This window comes from Cohaesibacter sp. CAU 1516 (assembly GCF_005771485.1).
In the GTDB taxonomy this organism is placed as follows: Bacteria; Pseudomonadota; Alphaproteobacteria; order Rhizobiales; family Cohaesibacteraceae; genus Cohaesibacter; species Cohaesibacter intestini.
Window position 1 is genome coordinate 1,512,773 of the sequence record NZ_VANT01000001.1, and the last position, 17,407, is coordinate 1,530,179.

The window sequence follows — 17,407 nt, forward strand, 5'->3', positions numbered from 1 at the left end:
GCTTGTCCATTCTTAGTTCAAGGCCACAAGGGTCAAGAACAGGATTGCAAAATCACTTCCACGAAGTGCATCTAAATTATGGCGTTTGCCCGGAGCGGCACCGTTGAGACGGACGTGATACCCATTGCCCCGGAGCGGAAAAATCTGAAGGCGTCCCGGCTGCAAAACCTAACCCAAGGATGTTTCAAAATTCTTTTCGTCAGCTATAGACCCTTCATATGTCGAAGACATTTTGAAGCAGGCCATTTTCGGTTTTGCGCACGTTAAATATGATTTCTAGGCGAATTATATAGATCCGTCCATGGGTTGACGCCGCTATTCAGCGCGAAAGCAATGGATTTTGCTTACTAGACGAATGGTTTATGCAATTGCACAGTCGAACTGCCCGTTTTTTAATCAATTTCCCACCCCAAATTCGGCAGGAAATCTGGCTCTCCACCCAAGGCGCGTCAACGTGTCACGCGCGAAGTATCAATGATTCTCGCGACAAGAAGAAAGGCGGCCCAGAAGGACCACCTCGCGCGTGTCTGGTTCCCTTGGTCATGCTCAGGCGTCAAACGCTTCCAAAAGAGCGAGCCCTTTAGCAAGCAACGCTTTGGCGGCCCCTTCATCGGCGGCCTCCACATAGCAGCGCATTTCCGGCGCGTTGCCGGATGGGCGAAAATGAATGACACGACCATCATCGAGCGTTGCGCGCAATCCATCAATCACGCTGACCTCAGCGACTTTGCCAAGGGGTGACAGAAACGCATCCAGATTGTCCCGCGAGGCTGAAAGATGGGACATCAGCGCACCACTGCGGGCTTGCGCGTAGTTTTTCAGGCGATCTGCATCGGCCACAGGCATCTGATAGGCGGTCTCGAAGGATGAAAGGGGTTTGCGTTCGCTCTTTGATAGATAGAGTGCAGACAGGATGGGCAAGAAACAGTCCCGCGTTGGAAGGGCATCAATCGACGTCCCGGTTGGTGTGAAGCGGGTCGCGGTCAAAAAGCCCCCATTGGCCTCAAACCCAACAATCCGATCACGCCCATCAGCCAGAGCCTGTTCCATCCCGGCAATCACAAAGGGCGATCCGACCTGCGTGCGCAAGACACCAAAGTCACCATTGCGCTCGATCCCGGAATTGGAAGTGACGGGTGTGACAACCACTTCGGCTTTTAAGAAACGGGCGGTCATCAAACCGAGTAGGTCGCCGCGCAAGGGAATCCCCTGCCCGTCTGCCAGCAAAGGCCGGTCACCGTCCCCATCAGCAGAGACAAAAGCGTCATAGTGCCCTTTCTCGGCCCAACCGGCCAACAGAGACAGGGTTTCGGGCGAAACAGCTTCGGTATCGACCGGAATAAAGTCCTCTGACCGTCCCAGCGGCTCGATTGTGGCGCCATAGAAGCGCAATATGTCGACAAGCATATCCCGGGCAACGGTCGAATGCTGATAGACACCGATTGTCAGACCACTGAGCGCATTTTCAGGCAAAATAGCCTGCAAACGCTCGGAGAAGTGGGCGACGGCTTGTTTTTCTTCATGGGCAACATCCACCTCAAGCGTCGATCCAACCTCGGCTATGTTGGCGGCATGGCGGCAGATCGCAACTTCATCCTGCTTGGTAATTTCACCTGAGGGTAAATAGAACTTGATGCCGTTGCGGTCTGCCGGGATATGCGAACCGGTGATCATCAGCGATGCTGCCTGTCGCTTCTGGCCATAGCAGGCCAAGGCTGGCGTCGGCAGCGCCCCGCAAAAAACCGGCTCAAAGCCAGAATCTCTGATGGCAGCGACGCACCGATCCGCGATGGCCGGGCTGGAGGCGCGAAAATCCATCCCAACAAGGACCGGATCCCCCGGTTTTGCATGGCCAGCAGCCAGAAGATGGCGACAAAAGGCGATGGTATATTGGGTGGAGGGAAATCCCAGCAGGTCTACAGACAACCCACGAAGACCACTTGTGCCGAATTTGCTGCTCATTCTTGCTATTTCCTTGTTATGGCATTTGCGCATGATCCGCTTGAAAATACGTGCCAAACCGGTTGGCTATCCGTAACGACCCAACCCGAATGCGTCAAGACGCAGCCGAACGCCTGCCCTGCTTGCCAGTCGTCGCTCGGCTTGCCCGTCTGAGGCGTATGGCAGATCGAATCAAGTCATTCTTCTTATTGTTATTTCCGCATCACCACTGCGCACATTTTTGAACTTGCCGTTAACAATAACCCCTCGACAAAAGTGCTTATAATTTCATCAATATTGGCGAAAATGAAATATTGCTACACAAAAGTACGGTCAATCGACAATTTATTCCAATTGCGTAGGGATCATCCAAGCACCTGAAATGGCTACATAAATTAAGTCATACTCATTCCCGTGACAGCATTTCGAACAAAAGTCTTATGGTGTTCTACGGTAAAGCCTCTGTAGCTTTGCAGTGTCTGATTAAGACGACGTGACGGGCTTTGAGGAGAGTGTGTCACATCCCGGCCGCTTTGAGGAGAGTTGGCCATCACCATTTTGGGAGGAACCTAATGAGCAAACTTTTGATTTCGCGTCGTGGTGTGATCAAGTCCAGCGCGGCGATCGGCGCAGGCTTGGCCATGCCAACAATTTTTACCTCGAACGCGAATGCATTTACCAATGCCCCTACCGGTTCGACCGTAACCCTCGGGTTCAACGTACCGCAGACCGGCCCATATGCCGATGAAGGCGCAGACGAGCTTCTGGCGCAGAAACTGGCTGTGGAGCATCTGAATGGCGGAGGTGACGGCGGCTGCCTTAACACCTTCAGCTCCAAGGCACTCAAAGGCAACGGCATCCTCGGCAAGAAGGTTGAATTCGTAACCGGTGACACCCAGACCAAGTCTGACGCTGCTCGCGCATCGGCTCGTTCGATGATCGAAAAAGACGGCGCAATCATGATCAACGGTGGCTCGTCTTCTGGCGTGGCTGTTGCGGTTCAGGGTCTGTGTCAGGAAGCAGGCGTCATTTTCATGGCTGGCCTCACCCACTCCAACGACACCACTGGTAAAGACCGCAAAGCCAATGGTTTCCGTCACTTCTTCAACGCCTACATGTCCGCTGCTGCACTGGCTCCAATCCTTGGCAATGAGCTCGGCAAAGATCGCCGCGCCTATCACTTGACCGCAGATTATACTTGGGGCTGGACCCAGCAAGAGTCCATGCAGGCAGCAACCGAAGCCATGGGTTGGCAGACTGTCAACAACGTGTTGACCCCACTGGCAACCACGGACTTCTCGTCCTACATCGCACCGGTCATCAATGCTGGCGCTGATGTGCTGGTGCTGAACCATTACGGCGGCAACATGGTCAACTCCCTGACCAACGCTGTTCAGTTCGGTCTGCTCGACAAGATGGTCAACAACAAAGACTTCAAGATCATCGTGCCGCTTTACTCTGAACTGATGGCAGCTGGTGCCGGTGAAAACATCAAGGGCGTGCTGGGCTCGATGAACTATAACTGGCAGCTCGACAATCCCGGCTCCAAAGCCTTTGTTAAGTCGTTCGGCGAAAAATATGGCCGTCCGCCATCCAACTCCGCCCAGACCTGCTACGCACAGGTTCTGCTTTATGCAGATGCCTGTGAGCGCGCTGGCACCTTCAATCCGTGCGGTGTTGCGGAAGCTCTGGAAGGCTTCGAGTTTGACGGTCTTGGCAACGGCAAGACCCTCTATCGTGCCGATGATCACCAGTGCTTCAAAGACGTGCTGGTCGTGCGTGGTGCGCAGAATCCAACCACGGCCTACGACACGCTGGAAGTTGTCGAAGTCACCCCGGTTGACCAAGTCACCTATGCACCGAACCACGCCATGTTCGGTGGTGATGACGCCAAGCTGGGTGCCTGCAACGCTGGCGCATAAGCTGACTTGACCATAGGCCGTGCCGCAGATTTGCGGCACGGCTTTCTCTTGATTTGGGACTAGAACCAGCGCGCTTTTCGCGCCGTGTTCAACGATGCGGGCTTTCCAATGGACGCAATCATTCTTCAAATCCTCAACGGTCTCGACAAAGGCAGCGCCTATGCCTTGATCGCTCTGGGATTGACACTCATCTTCGGCACCCTTGGTGTCGTCAACTTCGCCCATGGCGCCCTGTTCATGCTTGGCTCATTCTGCGCGGTGACGCTGCAGAAACTTCTCTCGTTGTCCTTCATCGTCGTTGATCCATCGAAGAAGGACTTTCTGGGCAACCCGCTGAAGGTTGAAAAACCCTATGTGGTTGACTGGTTTGGTGAAGCGGCGGGCAATACCATTGTCAACTGGTCGGTGCCGCTGGCGATCCTGTTTGCCATCCCCGTCATGCTGCTTGTCGGCTATGTGATGGAACGGGGTCTGATCAAGCATTTCTACAAGCGTCCCCACGCGGACCAGATTCTTGTGACCTTCGGTCTGGCCATCGTTATCCAGGAAATCGTCAAGTATTTCTTTGGCGCCAACCCGATCCCGACCCCGGCGCCGGATATCTTCAAGGGCTCTCTCGATTTCGGTGTGATGATCGGCTTTGCAGAAAACACGATCATTTATCCATACTGGCGTCTGGTCTATTTCCTGTTTTCCGCTTCCATCATCGCAGTGGTTTTTGCCTTCTTGCAATTCACCACGTTCGGTATGGTGGTGCGCGCCGGTATGGCTGACCGGGAAACCGTTGGGCTGCTGGGCATCAACATCGACAAACGCTTCACCATCATGTTCGGCATTGCAGCGGCTGTCGCCGGTCTCGCCGGGGTGATGTATGCGCCCATCAACTCGCCCAACTATCATATGGGTATGGACTTCCTGGTTCTGTCCTTCGTGGTGGTGGTTGTCGGCGGCATGGGTTCGTTGCCCGGTGCTGTTTTAGCAGGTTTCCTGCTCGGCGTCCTTGAGAGCTTTGCCTCAATGAACGAGGTCAAGTCGATCATTCCCGGGATCGACCAAATCATCATCTATCTTGTTGCAATCATCATCCTTCTGACTCGCCCTCGCGGTCTGATGGGTCGCAAAGGCGTGATGGAGGAATAATCAATGCTGGGTTTAACCAAGAAAGACACGACCTTTCTCCTGATCGTCATATTCCTGACGCTGGCAACGCCAATCCTGCTGCAGCCCTTCCCGGAAAGCTCTGCCTTGGCGCAGTTCAATGCGGGCTATCCTGATCTGATGCAGCGCTTTGCCATCTTTGGGATCTTTGCCATCGGCTTCAACATCCTGTTTGGCCTGACGGGTTATCTGTCCTTCGGTCACGCCGCCTTTCTGGGCATCGGGTCCTACTCTGTGGTCTGGATGTACAAGCTTCTGAGCTACAATGTGGTGCCAGGACTTTTGTTGGCGATACTGATGTCCGGTCTGTTTGCCCTGTTGATCGGCTATGTTTCCCTGCGTCGTTCAGGCATCTACTTCTCGATCCTGACACTCGCCATGGCTCAGATGTCGTTCAACCTTGCCTATTCGGTTTTAACGCCTTTGACAAATGGTGAAACAGGCCTGCAGGTCTATAGCGATGATCCGCAGGTCCTGATGGGTGACAGCAGCCCAACCTCACCGCATTTCTTCGGCATCGTGATGAATGAATCCACCAAGATCGACGTGGCTGGCTGGCAGTTCACCTTCAGCAATGGCTACTATTTCTGTGCCATCATCGCGATTTTGGTCTTCTATCTGTCCTTGCGGATCTTCCGCTCACCTTTTGGCATGATGCTCAGAGCAATCAAGACCAACCAGACCCGGATGAACTATACCGGTCTCAATCCGCGTCCCTATACGCTGGCGGCCTTTATCATCTCGGGCATGTATGCCGGGCTTGCCGGCGGTTTGCTGGCGGCGATGGATCCACTGGCGGGTGCAGAGCGCATGCAGTGGACGGCGTCGGGTGAAGTGGTTCTGATGACCATTCTAGGCGGTGCAGGTACCTTGATGGGACCGGTGCTGGGTGCAGGCTTCATCAAGTATTTTGAGAATATCTTCTCCAAAATCAACGACACCATCCTGCATAGCTGGTTCTCGGCGCTGCCGGATGGGCTGGAAGATACAATCGTCTTCCTGATGCATCCCTTCATCGGCAAGGGCTGGCACCTGACCCTCGGTCTGTTGTTCATGATGGTCGTCATCTTCCTGCCCGGTGGCCTGATTGAAGGCGGACAGCGTATCTATGGCTGGCTGAAAAAGAACAAAAAGTCCGATGTCCCCCCCAAAGATCCGGAACATCACCCCAAACCAAGCCCCCATGTGGCCTAATGGAGACTGCAAAAATGGGTATTCTTGAAGTCAAAGACGTCAACAAAAGGTTTGGCGGGTTGCAGGCCTTGGGGAATGTCAATCTGTCAATCGCCGAGAATTCGGTTCATGCGATCATTGGACCGAACGGGGCGGGCAAATCGACCCTGCTCAATTGTCTGGTCGGCAAACTGGAACCAGATACCGGCACGGTGACCTTCCAGGGGGAACCTGTGCTTGGCCGGACGCCGTATGAAATCAACCAGATGGGCATCAGCCGTGTCTTTCAGACGCCAGAGATCTTCACCGATCTGACTGTCATGGAAAATATGCTGATCCCTTGCTTTGCCAAACGGGATGGCTCTTTTCGTATGCATGCCTTTGGATCGCTTGCGACTGAAAAGGAAATCGTCGAACGCGCTGAACATATGCTTGAAGAGGTCAACATGACCGAAAAGCTCGGCATGTTGGCTGGCTCCATGTCCCGTGGGGACAAGAGGCGTCTGGAGATGGCCATGTGTCTCGTGCAGCAGCCGAAACTGCTGTTGCTTGATGAACCAACGGCGGGCATGGCACGCGCCGACACCAACAACACCATCGATCTGCTCAAAGAGATCCATGAAAAGCACGACATCACCATCGCCATCATCGAGCATGACATGCATGTGGTCTTCTCCTTGGCCCAACGCATTACCGTATTGGCGCAAGGCACGCCACTGGTGGAAGATGTGCCTGAGAAGATCAAAGGCCATCCGAAGGTCAAGGAAGCCTATCTGGGAGAAGCAGCATGACGGATCTTGCAATGGAAGCCTCTCCGAGAGCGGAAGAGGAGCGGCCCGATTTTTCCAAGCAGGCCAATTTGGCAGCGACCGCCCCGGCCTTCCTGTCGGTGCATGACATTCATGCCTATTATGGCGAAAGCTATATTGTTCAAGGCGTATCCTTCAATGTGCATGAAGGGGAAATCCTGGCTTTGCTCGGCCGGAACGGAGCGGGCAAGACCTCAACCTTGAGAACCATCGCCCGATTGGACAATCCCGCCCTCACCTATGGGGAAGTCTGGCTCGATCACCAGCATTTGCACACCATGGCAAGCCACGAGGCAGCGCGGGCGGGCATGGTTCTGGTGCCTGAGGATCGACGGATCATTCCCGGTTTGACCGTGGAAGAAAATCTCAAGCTCGCGCAAATAGCCGAGCCAATCGGTTGGAGCCTCGATCGAATATATGACCTGTTCCCACGATTGGGTGAACGGCGTCTGCAAGAAGGGGTGACGCTGTCTGGTGGCGAGCAGCAGATGCTGGCCATTGCACGAGCTCTGGCGCGGGATATCAAGGTGCTGTTGTTGGACGAACCCTATGAGGGCCTCGCACCGGTGATTGTCGACGAAATCGAGAAGACACTCGAAATCATCAAGATGCAGGGCATCACCACAATCCTCGTGGAACAAAATGCCATTCGCGCCTTGGAACTTGCCGACCGGGCGGTCATTCTTGATACCGGTAAAGTGGTGTTTGACGGCACTGCCAAGGAAGTGCTCGACAACAAGAAACTGCGCGAGGAATATCTGGCAATCTGACGCGGCTTGCCAACATGGGGCGCCATTCGGGTCATGGAATTCATTCCGCCCTGGCTGCTCCGTTGCTCGATCGGCTGCTGGTGGTGTGTTTTTAGAGGTATCGCCAGCTCCCGATTTTAAAGAAAGCCACCCACTCGCTGACACTTGGCCCCAACCACGGACGTCCATTGCAGCGGGTGGGTGTTTTTATGACCAACCATGCTCAGCCTATCGATGCAGTCGGCACAAAATTGGCCCGAACCAGAAGGCACTGCGCGCGCTCAACGACCAGTCGAGAATTGAGATGAAACTTCAGTCGGCGGAAGTATCTGGTCCATGTCCAGCTCTGCTAGGCATGGAGACCAGAATTGGCATCCGACCGATGACAGCCATCGCAATCAGGCACGACGCACTTGCAGAAGGAACTCTTCCACCCACGCTTTCAACTGCTCGAACTTTGAACTGAGTTCCTATGCTGTTGAAGAGACTTGCGATGCAGCTGACCGTCGCCGAACAGATCGGTTTTGGCCGCCTTCCCCCTTGGCCTTAGCCGCCCACTTTATGGGCGACCCTGCTGTCCTGCCCTCAGATCGAGATGCGTCTCCCTGTTTCTGGATCAAACAGATGAATGTCCTCAGGAGAAACGGAGAAAGCCATCGTCTGTTGGCCCTGATTGTTCAGATGCACACCGGCAAGACTGATCGTGATCACCTCCCCGGTGCCTGCGACATGGCCGTGCAACAGGGTATTGGCTCCCAAAGGCTCAGCCATCTGGATGGTTGTCGTCAATGGCCCATCATCTTGCCGGAGCAAATGCTCTGGACGAATGCCCAGTTTGACCGGGCCATCCATGAGCGCGACCTTTGCGATGTCGGCCGAGCCAAGTTTTATCATCCCGTTGTCGACAGTTGCATCGAAGACATTCATTGCGGGACTGCCGATAAACTGGGCGGCAAACAGGGTCTGAGGGGTTTCATAGACTTCAAGGGGCGTGCCAATCTGCTCGGCATAACCTCCATTCATGACAATCATCCGATCCGCCATGGTCATGGCCTCGACCTGATCATGGGTAACATAGAGGGATGTGATGCCCAGTTGCCCTTGCAGTTCCTTGATTTCAAGGCGCATTTGAACGCGCAGCTTCGCATCCAGGTTGGAAAGGGGTTCGTCGAACAGGAACAAGGCGGGTTCGCGCACGATCGCCCGCCCCATGGCCACGCGCTGACGCTGGCCACCGGACAATTGCCGCGGTTTGCGATCCAGCAATTCTTCCAGTTGCAGCAATTTCGCAGCTTCCTGAACCTTTGCCTCGATTTCACCTTTCGGCATTTTGGCGATCTTCAGGCCGTAGCCCATATTTTGCCGGACCGACATGTGCGGATAAAGCGCATAATTCTGGAACACCATGGCGATGTCACGATCCATCGGCTCCTTGTCATTCGCTCTCTCTCCATCAATCAGGACATCTCCGGAGGTGACGGTCTCCAGCCCCGCAACCATGCGCAGGAGGGTGGACTTGCCACAGCCCGATGGCCCGACGATTACGATGAATTCTCCATCCTCGACCATCATGTCGATCCCGTGGATCACATCCGCAGCGCCGAAGCTCTTTTTGACATTCTTAAGTTCTACAGTTGCCATTTTTTATTTCTCGCTGTCGACAAGTCCGCGGACAAACAGTTTTTGCATCGAAACCACCACAATAACGGGCGGGATCATTGCCAGAATGGATGTGGCCATAATAACCGGCCATTCGGCGACATCATCGCCCGAGGGGAACATCTGTTTGATGCCCATGACGATGGTGTTCATTTCCGGATCGGTGGTGATGAGCAACGGCCAGAGATACTGGTTCCAGCCATAGATGAAGAGGATCACAAACAGAGCGGCAATGTTGGTGCGGCTCATGGGAATGACGATATCGACAAAGAAGCGCATCGGACTTGCCCCATCGACCCGTGCCGCTTCCGCCAACTCATCGGGAATGGTGAGGAAAAACTGCCGAAACAGGAACGTCGCCGTGGCTGACGCAATCAGAGGGAAAATCAACCCGCCATAGCTGTTGAGCATGCCAAAGCCGGCCACCACCTCGAAGGTCGGCACGATGCGCACCTCAACGGGCAGCATGAGCGTGAGAAAGATCAGCCAGAAGAAGATCGTCCGACCGGGAAACCGGAAATAGACAATCGCAAAGGCAGACAGAAGCGAAATGATGATTTTGCCAATCGCAATGCCCAGAGCCATCACCAGTGAGTTGAACAGCATGGTCGCCACAGGCACATTGACCCCGGCAAACAAAGCCGCCTTGTAATTGACCCAGAACTGGTCGCCCGGCCAGATTGGCATGGGCGGCTTCACAATTTCGGGCTGGGTGACGGTCGACGCCACAAAGGCCAGCCAGATCGGGAAGAAGATAACGAAAACCCCGAGGATCATAAAAAGATGGGTCAACCAGAGGCCTGCGCCTCTTTTCTCGACCATACCGTGCACCTGATTTGCCATTAATAGTGCACCTTCTTTTCTACATATTTGAACTGGACCACCGTCAGCAGACCGACCACGATCAGCAAGATCACCGACTGGGCAGACGAAGAGCCAAGGTCCTGCCCAACAAATCCATCTGCGAAGACCTTGTAGACAAGGATCGTCGTGGATTGTTGCGGCCCGCCCGCAGTGATGGTGTGAATGACACCGAATGTCTCAAAGAAGGCATAGACCACGTTGACGACCAGCAAGAAGAAGGTGGTCGGAGACAGAAGCGGAAGGACGATGGTAAAGAAACGCCGCCAGAAACGTGCGCCATCAATCGCGGCGGCTTCAATCACGGCCTTGGGCACAGACTGCAAGGCGGCAAGGAAAAACAGGAAGTTATAGCTGATGCGACCCCAGGCAGAGGCGACCACCACAAGCCCCATCGCTTCACCACCATTGAGCACATGGTTCCAGTCATAGCCAAGCTGCCCCAGATACCAGGACACCACGCCGACACGCGTGTTGAACATGAAGAGCCACAACACACCTGCCACGGCAGGAGCCACCGCATAGGGCCAGATCAACAGCGTGCGATAGACACCGGATCCCTTGATCAGTCGATCCGCCATCACGGCCAACAACAAGGCCGGGATCATCGAACAGAGCGTCACCAACAAAGAAAAAACTGCGGTGGTGACAAAGGAGGCCCGATAGAATTTGTCCGAAAGCAGGAACTCAAAATTGCCGAGACCGACAAACTGCGACGACAAACCGAACGGATCCGGAATGAAGAGAGACTGCCAAACCGCTTGCCCGGCGGGATAAAAGAAGAAAACCGCTGATATCAGGACTTGGGGGGCGATCAGAATAAGTGGCAACAGCCAGCCGCGAAAGGTAACGCGTTTTTCCACCGTAACTTCCCGTCATTGCAATGGAGAGGACGAAGCGGACGCATTGGCCCGCTTCGCTTTAGTTGGATGGATTAGCGATTGGCTTGCTCGAACCGGCGCAGCAAGGCGTCACCACGTTCCTTGGCACTGTCCATCGCTTCCTGAGCAGACTTGTCGCCAGACCAGATGGCTTCGAGTTCCTCATCGATGATTCCGCGGATCTGATCAAAGGAGCCGAGGCGCAGGCCTTTGGAATTGGCGGTTGGCTCGTTGGCCGTCATCTGGATTACCGCGACATCGGTGCCTGGATTCTTGTCATAGAAACCCGAAGCCCGCGTTGCTTCGCCAGCTGCCTTGGTGATCGGCAGATAGCCGGTATCCTGATGCCACTTGGCCTGCACGTCCGTGGAGGACAAGAAGCTCAAGAACTCGCCAACACCTTTGTATTCTGCGGCTTCATGCCCTTCCAGAACCCAAAGAGACGCCCCGCCAATGATGGTATTCTGCGGCTTGGCTGCAATGCCTTCCCAATATGGCAGGGAGCGGACATCGAAGGCAAACTTGGCCTCGGACTTAATCCCGGCATATCCGGCAGAGCTTTCGGTAAACAGCGCGCATTCACCGGCGCGGAAGTTGGCGCCACCTTCGTTGCGGCGACCGGTATAGATGAATTTGCCTTCCTTGGCCCACTCACCCATTTTTGACAAATGTGCAACCTGTGCTTTGCCGTTCAACATCAGCTCGGTGTCGAGGCCGGCAAAGCCATTGTCCTTGGAGGCGAATGGTACATTGTGATAGGCGGAGAAATTCTCCAGATGGATCCAGCTCTGCCACGCGGTCACCAGCGGGCATTCTTCGCCACCCGCCTTCAGCTTGCCCAACACGTCATCCACTTTCTCCCAAGTGGACAGATCGGTATCCGGATCAACACCCGCGGCCTTGAAGGCATCGCGGTTGACCCAGAGAACCGGCGTGGAGGAGTTGAATGGCAGGGACAGCATGTCGCCGTCTGTTGAGGTATAATAGCCCTTCACTGCGCCAATATAGGCGTCTGGGTCGAACTTGGCTCCGCTCTCGGCCATGACTTCATAGACTGGTTTGATGGCACCTTTCGCAGACATCATCGTCGCGGTACCGACTTCGAACACCATCAGAATATGAGGCTGTTCGCCAGCGCGGAATGCAGCGATACCGGCATTGAGTGTTTCCGAATAATTGCCTTTGTGGCTTTCGACAATTTTGTAGTCGCTCTGGCTTGCGTTGAATTCTTCAACCTGCGCCTTCACCAGTTCGCCCAACCGGCCTGTAAAAGCATGCCAGAACTGGACTTCTGTTTGCGCCATCGCCGCGACAGGCGTGAACATTGTGCTCGCGATAGCGAGCGCACCAAGCATTTTCGTATACATATTTCCTCCCAAGCACCTTTCAAGGTGCGTCACATCAGGCATCAGTTTTCCCAGCAGAAACTTGAAATGACACCTTTAGATGTCCTCACGATACACGCATATGAACATAATTCAAGTGTTACATATTTGATAAATTTATAATGCAATGTTATGTCTGAGGAAAAACACCAGTTGTGTTGGGACACCGATGAAACCAAATCTCAGATTGCGACAACTCGAAGCATTGATGGCTGTGAATAGCCACGGCTCCATGACCGGGGCTGCGTCCGAACTGGGCATCAGTCAACCGGCGGTCAGTCGCCTCTTGTCAGACTTGGGAAAGGCACTGGGATTCACCCTGTTTGACCGGCGAGATGGCCTGATGGTGCCAACGCAAGAAGTGCAGTATCTGCTGCCAAACATCCGCCATGTCCTCGAGCTGATGCAGCAGATTTCCGAGGTCAGTCACGAAATCACCAATCGGAAAGCGGGCCATATCCGCATTGCCTGCTTGCCTGGCTTCGCGACAAGTCATTTGCCTGAATTGATCGCCGCGTTCCTTGGCGAGCGCCCCGGCGTCAGCATGACCATCGAACCAGATCGCCCTGAGCGCATTCTCGAATGGATGATTGGTGAGCAATATGATTTCGGCATCACGGATGGCTTTTCCGGCCATCCGGCCGTTGAAAGCACGGATATAGACATCCGTACCGTTTGCGTTTTCCCGGCCAATCACTCACTGTCGGACCTCAAAGTCATCTCCCCGACAGACCTTGTGGACGAAAAGATCATCCATACCAGACGCGACAGCGTGTTCTTTGGCAAGCTTTCCAACACATTTCAAAATGCGCAGGTCATCCTGAGATCTCACATCGAAATCCGCCAGTTTACAGCCGCGTGTGAGCTGGTCTGCAACGGTGTAGGCGTATCGGTTGTCAGCGAATTGGACGCCGTGAAATATGTCGGCAAAGGGCTCGATTTCAGACCCTTCACGCCGCAATTGCCACACACGCTGTCCCTCGTCAGACCCGTGCTCGCGCAGCCTTCGATGGTTGCACTGGAATTTATCGAGAATTTCACAGCCAGCCTCAAGCCATTCGCGATCAAAAAGACCGAGAAATCATCAGCGTAACGTCGTCAGAAGAACGCCACAAATGGCAAAGATCGCCCTCTCGTCCGCCATTGGGTAGACAATAAGCGAGGCGTATATGAAGAATGAAGTGGTCCTGTTTGGTGCCCTCACTCTGCATGTTGGACGTGACCCGAACATCCACTTGCAGACTTCATAGGATCAACAACGCACCGCAGCGTTGTATCTGTATATCAAACAATTTTGCAAAAAAGGGAATGGCGGACCTGCTGCGAGATAATCCGAACCTTCTGGATGATATTTTCAAAGAATTGAAGGCTTGGGAAGGAATATTGAATTCCTTGCCTGATTTCGCTGAGGATGAACCTCATCCCGCCGATGATCCGCCCGGTTTCACCCCAAGCTGACCTTTTCAAACCATCATTATCAATTTCACCCGCCCTCATTACGAGCGGCGGGTTTTCTGTATTTGGAGCCCCGTTACCCCGCCATGCCACAAACACCCGACCATCGCATCACGATCCGGTTCAAGCCGGACGAGTATGCCTTGGTGGCGGAAAAGGCAGGTAGCAAACCAGCCAGCACGTATTTGCGTGAACTGGCATTGGAAAGGGCAGCGAAACAACGCAAAGGCTACAAACCTGCACCCGTGACAGACCACAAGGCGCTTGCGCAAGTTCTTGCCTTGCTAGGGCAGCACAAGCTTGTAAATGCGTTCAAACAATCAGAGCAGAAAATTGAAGATGGCGTTCAGCCTGCAGATGACGAAACCATCCTGCTCTTGCGTGAATGCCGCGACTTGCTCTCCAAAATCCATCGATTGCTGGTGCGAGCCTTGGGAGGATCAGGCCAATGATCCTCAAGGGTTCACAGCGCGGAAATGGCAGGAAGCTCGCCCAGCATTTATTGAATGACGAAGATAATGATTTTGTCGAAGTACATGAGGTAAGTGGCTTCCTGTCAGACGACGTGACAGGTGCGTTCATGGAGATCGAAAATATTGCCAAAGGCACCAGATGCCAGCAGCCATATTTCGCCGTTGCCTTGAATCCCCCTATGGAGGCGAGTGTCACGGTGGACATGTTCGAGGATACAGCAGACCGCATTGCCAAAGCGCAAGGCCTTGAAGGGCAGCCCCGTGTCGTGGTCTACCATGAGAAAGAAGGCCGCCGTCATGCTCATGCAGTCTGGTCGCGGATCGATGCCGAAACCATGACGGCAAAGAACCTGCCGCATTTCAAAAACAAACTGCAAAATCTCAGTCGCGATCTGTTCTTCGAACATCAATGGAAGTTGCCGCCGGGCTTGCGCGACCGATCCCTCAAATCTCCCACCAACGTTACTTTGGCCGAATGGCAGGCTGCGAAACGACGCGGCAAGAATGCCATCGATCAGAAGAATCTGATAAGGCAATGCTGGGCATCCAGCACCGACAAGGCCGGATTTGAAACCGCCCTCAATGATCACGGCTATCTTCTCGCCAAAGGCGACCGCCGCAACAGCCATATCATTGTCTGCCATGATGGCGAAATATTCGCCGTATCCCGCGCAACTGGCTTGAAGGCCAAGCAAGTACGCGAACGCTTGGGAGAAACCGACCAACTCCAAAGTGTTGATGATGCCAAGCAGATCCATATTCGCGATGTCCGCCTCCAATTCGCCAACATGGCCGGAGAAACCCGCGACCAGCTCTCGCGCCAACGCCAGAAACTCGACGAGGAACGCACCTCCCTGATCCAGAAACAGCGCATCGAACGCTCCGCTCTCGACAACGGCCAAGCCGAACGGTGGAAACAGGAAAGCGCAGAACGTGCCTCACGATTCAAAACTGGCCTATCGGGTTTCTGGCAATTTCTATCCGCCAGAACCGAAAAATCACCGACCAGAATGCCAAAGAAGCCTACGAAGCCCTGCAACGCGACCGCGCCCAGCGTCAGCAGCTTATTGTTGACCAGCTCAAAGAGCGCCAGATCATCGACAAGCAAAGGAAAAATATGCGCCAGCAGGCGATGGGGTTGGTTCAGGACTTGCGCTCTGATCGGGATCGGTTGATCGAAGCGCTGGAAAATCCAACACGCAAAAAAGCCAGACGACGAAACACCCGATCACAACAACATGCTGACAGTCATGTTTATCAGGATCACCAACCGGAACCGTAATGCAATATTTTATCTTTCGATTTTTAGCCTTGATAAAGCTAACGACAAGATGACTATCCCTGAAAAAATTTGCGCAATGACGATTAACCTTAGCCAACGTTCATTCGCAGTTATGTCGCCAAATGTGGTGGTGGTCGAAACACATGCACTGAAGTATACAAAGTCCCAAAATCCGATGTTTTCAACAAACTCTCTGCGAGTTTCCGCGTAAGCATTCGTCAACTTCACCCGTTCATCGCGAAATTCAGAATCAGCACGGTATGCAACATCATTGGCCCTATTTCGCTGATCATCAAGCTCTCGCTCTTTGGCTAAATCCTGTGCGTCTGCGAAAGACAATCTGCCATAAATGGTGTGGTTGATGTATTTAAGCATCTTTTCATTTAGTAGTATTTCTTCCTGCAAGTAACTTACTTTTGCTGTTGGGGAAATTCCCTGATCCGCAACAAGTACTTTGAGCTCATCCACCCGTTTCTGGATCGGACCCATGTTTGTTTTTTCGTATTCCCTGATGGCATCTTCTGTTTTTGCCATTTGTGCTTTTACATGTAGATTATATTCTCTTTCTGCCCTCGCTGCGTCAACTTTCAACTTTGCTGCTGCATCGAACTTGACCTGCACACTTGCCGTTAATTTTTCAAACCTAGAAATTGAGTTATCGTGGTTCCAGTCAGTATAGTGAACTGGATTGTCATTCGTGTAAAAATTACCTAAAAATGCTGAGAGCGGATTAGAACTATAACGCAGAGAGAAGTTGAACGCGTCGGGCGAGATTGAAAACACAAGCCAATAAAGTAGCGTAAAAACCAATATTTTCCCGACGAAATAAATGCCAAAACTTAACCGAAACCAAATTGCATTAGCAAGGTTAGATAGCGAGACCAATTGAGTATTGTTTTTTTCAAACCTGAATGACCGAACATGACCTCAAAAGCTTTCATTCTAGTGAGCCCTACCAGTTTCATCAAACATCAAACTAGTTTTTGGGCAGCCTTACTTCGTTCCTGCATGCAGAAAAGAACAAACTACTTTCGAAAAATTAGTTGCAATCTTCACGGCATAAGACCAAAATTACATTCAAGAACTATAACGAATGCAGTACATCTAACATGACCAAATCAGATCCCAAAGTATCGATTGATATAGGCGCCTCAGCTAAAATCAGTGCGTCGGTTGAAACAAAAATACCAGAGAAAAGCAGTGGCAGAGTAGTCGATGCGTTAACTGATATCATTCGTCCTTTTTCTGAAAGTAGAGGCCTAAAAGCCGATCAAATCAGACTTCAGCGTGAAGACGTATTAATTAAAATTGCCAGCAAAGCGCGCGACCGAGCGCTCCTCGAAAATTTCGATCTCAAACCCGTTCCAAACAAGTTTCTTATTCCTTTCTTGGAAAAGGCATCACTTGAAGATATCGATAGCGAGCTGGAGACCCGCAAAAACCTCTCGCAATATTTGCTGTCGTATGATTCCCTGAAGTCATGGGGGATATGGCATGAATCCAAGCAATTTATTCGGTTTGTCCGAGCATCTTGAGCGTCTGAGCAAACATGGTGACCCTCTCGAGGTTCTCGATGCCACTATTGATTTTGAGTATTTCCGCGGCTGGCTTGTCGAAGGTCTCGGTTACGGCGATGGGTCCAAGGGAGGTCGCCCTCCG

The 17,407-nt window shown here is 53.0% G+C and carries 17 protein-coding genes and 1 pseudogene; 11 read left to right on the forward strand and 7 right to left on the reverse strand.

What is annotated here, in order from left to right:
* Positions 1-546: 546 nt before the first annotated feature.
* Complete coding sequence (locus FDK21_RS06845) at positions 547-1,962, reverse strand: phosphomannomutase (protein ID WP_138147896.1); 1,416 nt, start codon at positions 1,960-1,962, stop codon at positions 547-549.
* A gap of 551 nt (positions 1,963-2,513) precedes the next feature.
* Here FDK21_RS06845 and FDK21_RS06850 point away from each other — a divergent pair.
* From FDK21_RS06850 to FDK21_RS06870, 5 genes are all read left to right on the forward strand, one after another.
* Positions 2,514-3,863 (forward strand): substrate-binding protein, encoded by a 1,350-nt coding sequence (locus tag FDK21_RS06850; RefSeq protein WP_114011289.1) that lies wholly within the window; start codon positions 2,514-2,516, stop codon positions 3,861-3,863.
* 108 nt (positions 3,864-3,971) lie between these two features.
* Positions 3,972-5,003, forward strand: coding sequence for a branched-chain amino acid ABC transporter permease (locus FDK21_RS06855; protein ID WP_114011290.1), 1,032 nt, complete (start codon positions 3,972-3,974; stop codon positions 5,001-5,003).
* A 3-nt stretch (positions 5,004-5,006) separates the two neighbouring features.
* Positions 5,007-6,215 carry a branched-chain amino acid ABC transporter permease gene (locus FDK21_RS06860; protein ID WP_138147897.1) on the forward strand — a complete coding sequence of 403 codons (1,209 nt, stop codon included), beginning with the start codon at positions 5,007-5,009 and terminating at the stop codon, positions 6,213-6,215.
* A 14-nt stretch (positions 6,216-6,229) separates the two neighbouring features.
* Entirely contained in the window at positions 6,230-6,985 is a 756-nt protein-coding gene (locus tag FDK21_RS06865) for an ABC transporter ATP-binding protein (protein ID WP_138147898.1), read from the forward strand.
* Positions 6,982-7,773, forward strand: a complete 792-nt coding sequence (locus FDK21_RS06870; protein WP_246657500.1) for an ABC transporter ATP-binding protein — start codon at positions 6,982-6,984, stop codon at positions 7,771-7,773. The genes FDK21_RS06865 and FDK21_RS06870 overlap by 4 nt, the downstream gene beginning before the upstream one ends.
* Positions 7,774-8,337: 564 nt before the next feature.
* Here the strand turns inward: FDK21_RS06870 and FDK21_RS06875 are convergent.
* From FDK21_RS06875 to ugpB, 4 genes are all read right to left on the reverse strand, one after another.
* Positions 8,338-9,393, reverse strand: a complete 1,056-nt coding sequence (locus tag FDK21_RS06875; RefSeq protein WP_138147899.1) for a sn-glycerol-3-phosphate import ATP-binding protein UgpC — start codon at positions 9,391-9,393, stop codon at positions 8,338-8,340.
* A gap of 3 nt (positions 9,394-9,396) precedes the next feature.
* On the reverse strand, positions 9,397-10,233 hold the full coding sequence (gene ugpE / locus FDK21_RS06880) for a sn-glycerol-3-phosphate ABC transporter permease UgpE (RefSeq protein ID WP_114011329.1): 837 nt from the start codon (positions 10,231-10,233) through the stop codon (positions 9,397-9,399).
* A gap of 20 nt (positions 10,234-10,253) precedes the next feature.
* Positions 10,254-11,135 carry a sn-glycerol-3-phosphate ABC transporter permease UgpA gene (ugpA, locus tag FDK21_RS06885; protein ID WP_138147900.1) on the reverse strand — a complete coding sequence of 294 codons (882 nt, stop codon included), beginning with the start codon at positions 11,133-11,135 and terminating at the stop codon, positions 10,254-10,256.
* Between the two features lie 71 nt (positions 11,136-11,206).
* Positions 11,207-12,520 (reverse strand): sn-glycerol-3-phosphate ABC transporter substrate-binding protein UgpB, encoded by a 1,314-nt coding sequence (gene ugpB, locus FDK21_RS06890; RefSeq protein ID WP_114011295.1) that lies wholly within the window; start codon positions 12,518-12,520, stop codon positions 11,207-11,209.
* A 187-nt stretch (positions 12,521-12,707) separates the two neighbouring features.
* Between ugpB and FDK21_RS06895 the strand changes: the two genes are divergently transcribed.
* The 3 genes from FDK21_RS06895 (at position 12,708) to FDK21_RS06900 (ending at position 14,445) form a co-directional block, all read left to right on the forward strand.
* Positions 12,708-13,631 carry a LysR substrate-binding domain-containing protein gene (locus tag FDK21_RS06895; RefSeq protein ID WP_114011296.1) on the forward strand — a complete coding sequence of 308 codons (924 nt, stop codon included), beginning with the start codon at positions 12,708-12,710 and terminating at the stop codon, positions 13,629-13,631.
* 215 nt (positions 13,632-13,846) lie between these two features.
* Positions 13,847-13,996, forward strand: a complete 150-nt coding sequence (locus FDK21_RS20595) for a hypothetical protein (protein ID WP_171021965.1) — start codon at positions 13,847-13,849, stop codon at positions 13,994-13,996.
* Positions 13,997-14,136: 140 nt separating this feature from the next.
* On the forward strand, positions 14,137-14,445 hold the full coding sequence (locus FDK21_RS06900; protein WP_138147901.1) for an MscL family protein: 309 nt from the start codon (positions 14,137-14,139) through the stop codon (positions 14,443-14,445).
* A gap of 104 nt (positions 14,446-14,549) precedes the next feature.
* On the opposite strand, the gene FDK21_RS20905 is transcribed toward FDK21_RS06900, so the two are convergent.
* A complete protein-coding gene (locus FDK21_RS20905) occupies positions 14,550-15,224 on the reverse strand; it encodes a hypothetical protein (protein ID WP_246657501.1) in 675 nt (224 codons plus the stop codon).
* 152 nt (positions 15,225-15,376) lie between these two features.
* On the opposite strand from FDK21_RS20905, the gene FDK21_RS20910 reads away from it, so the two are divergent.
* Positions 15,377-15,748: a hypothetical protein gene (locus FDK21_RS20910; RefSeq protein WP_246657502.1), complete on the forward strand. Its 372-nt coding sequence runs from the start codon at positions 15,377-15,379 to the stop codon at positions 15,746-15,748.
* A 9-nt stretch (positions 15,749-15,757) separates the two neighbouring features.
* On the opposite strand, the gene FDK21_RS06910 is transcribed toward FDK21_RS20910, so the two are convergent.
* A complete protein-coding gene (locus FDK21_RS06910; protein ID WP_138147903.1) occupies positions 15,758-16,558 on the reverse strand; it encodes a potassium channel family protein in 801 nt (266 codons plus the stop codon).
* A gap of 299 nt (positions 16,559-16,857) precedes the next feature.
* Here FDK21_RS06910 and FDK21_RS06915 point away from each other — a divergent pair, with 299 nt between their 5' ends.
* Together FDK21_RS06915 and FDK21_RS20915 are read left to right on the forward strand one after the other, a co-directional pair.
* Positions 16,858-17,283: a hypothetical protein gene (locus tag FDK21_RS06915; protein ID WP_138147904.1), complete on the forward strand. Its 426-nt coding sequence runs from the start codon at positions 16,858-16,860 to the stop codon at positions 17,281-17,283.
* A pseudogene (locus tag FDK21_RS20915) lies at positions 17,243-17,407 on the forward strand (IS5/IS1182 family transposase); the annotation flags it as partial. The gene FDK21_RS06915 and the pseudogene FDK21_RS20915, both read left to right, overlap by 41 nt.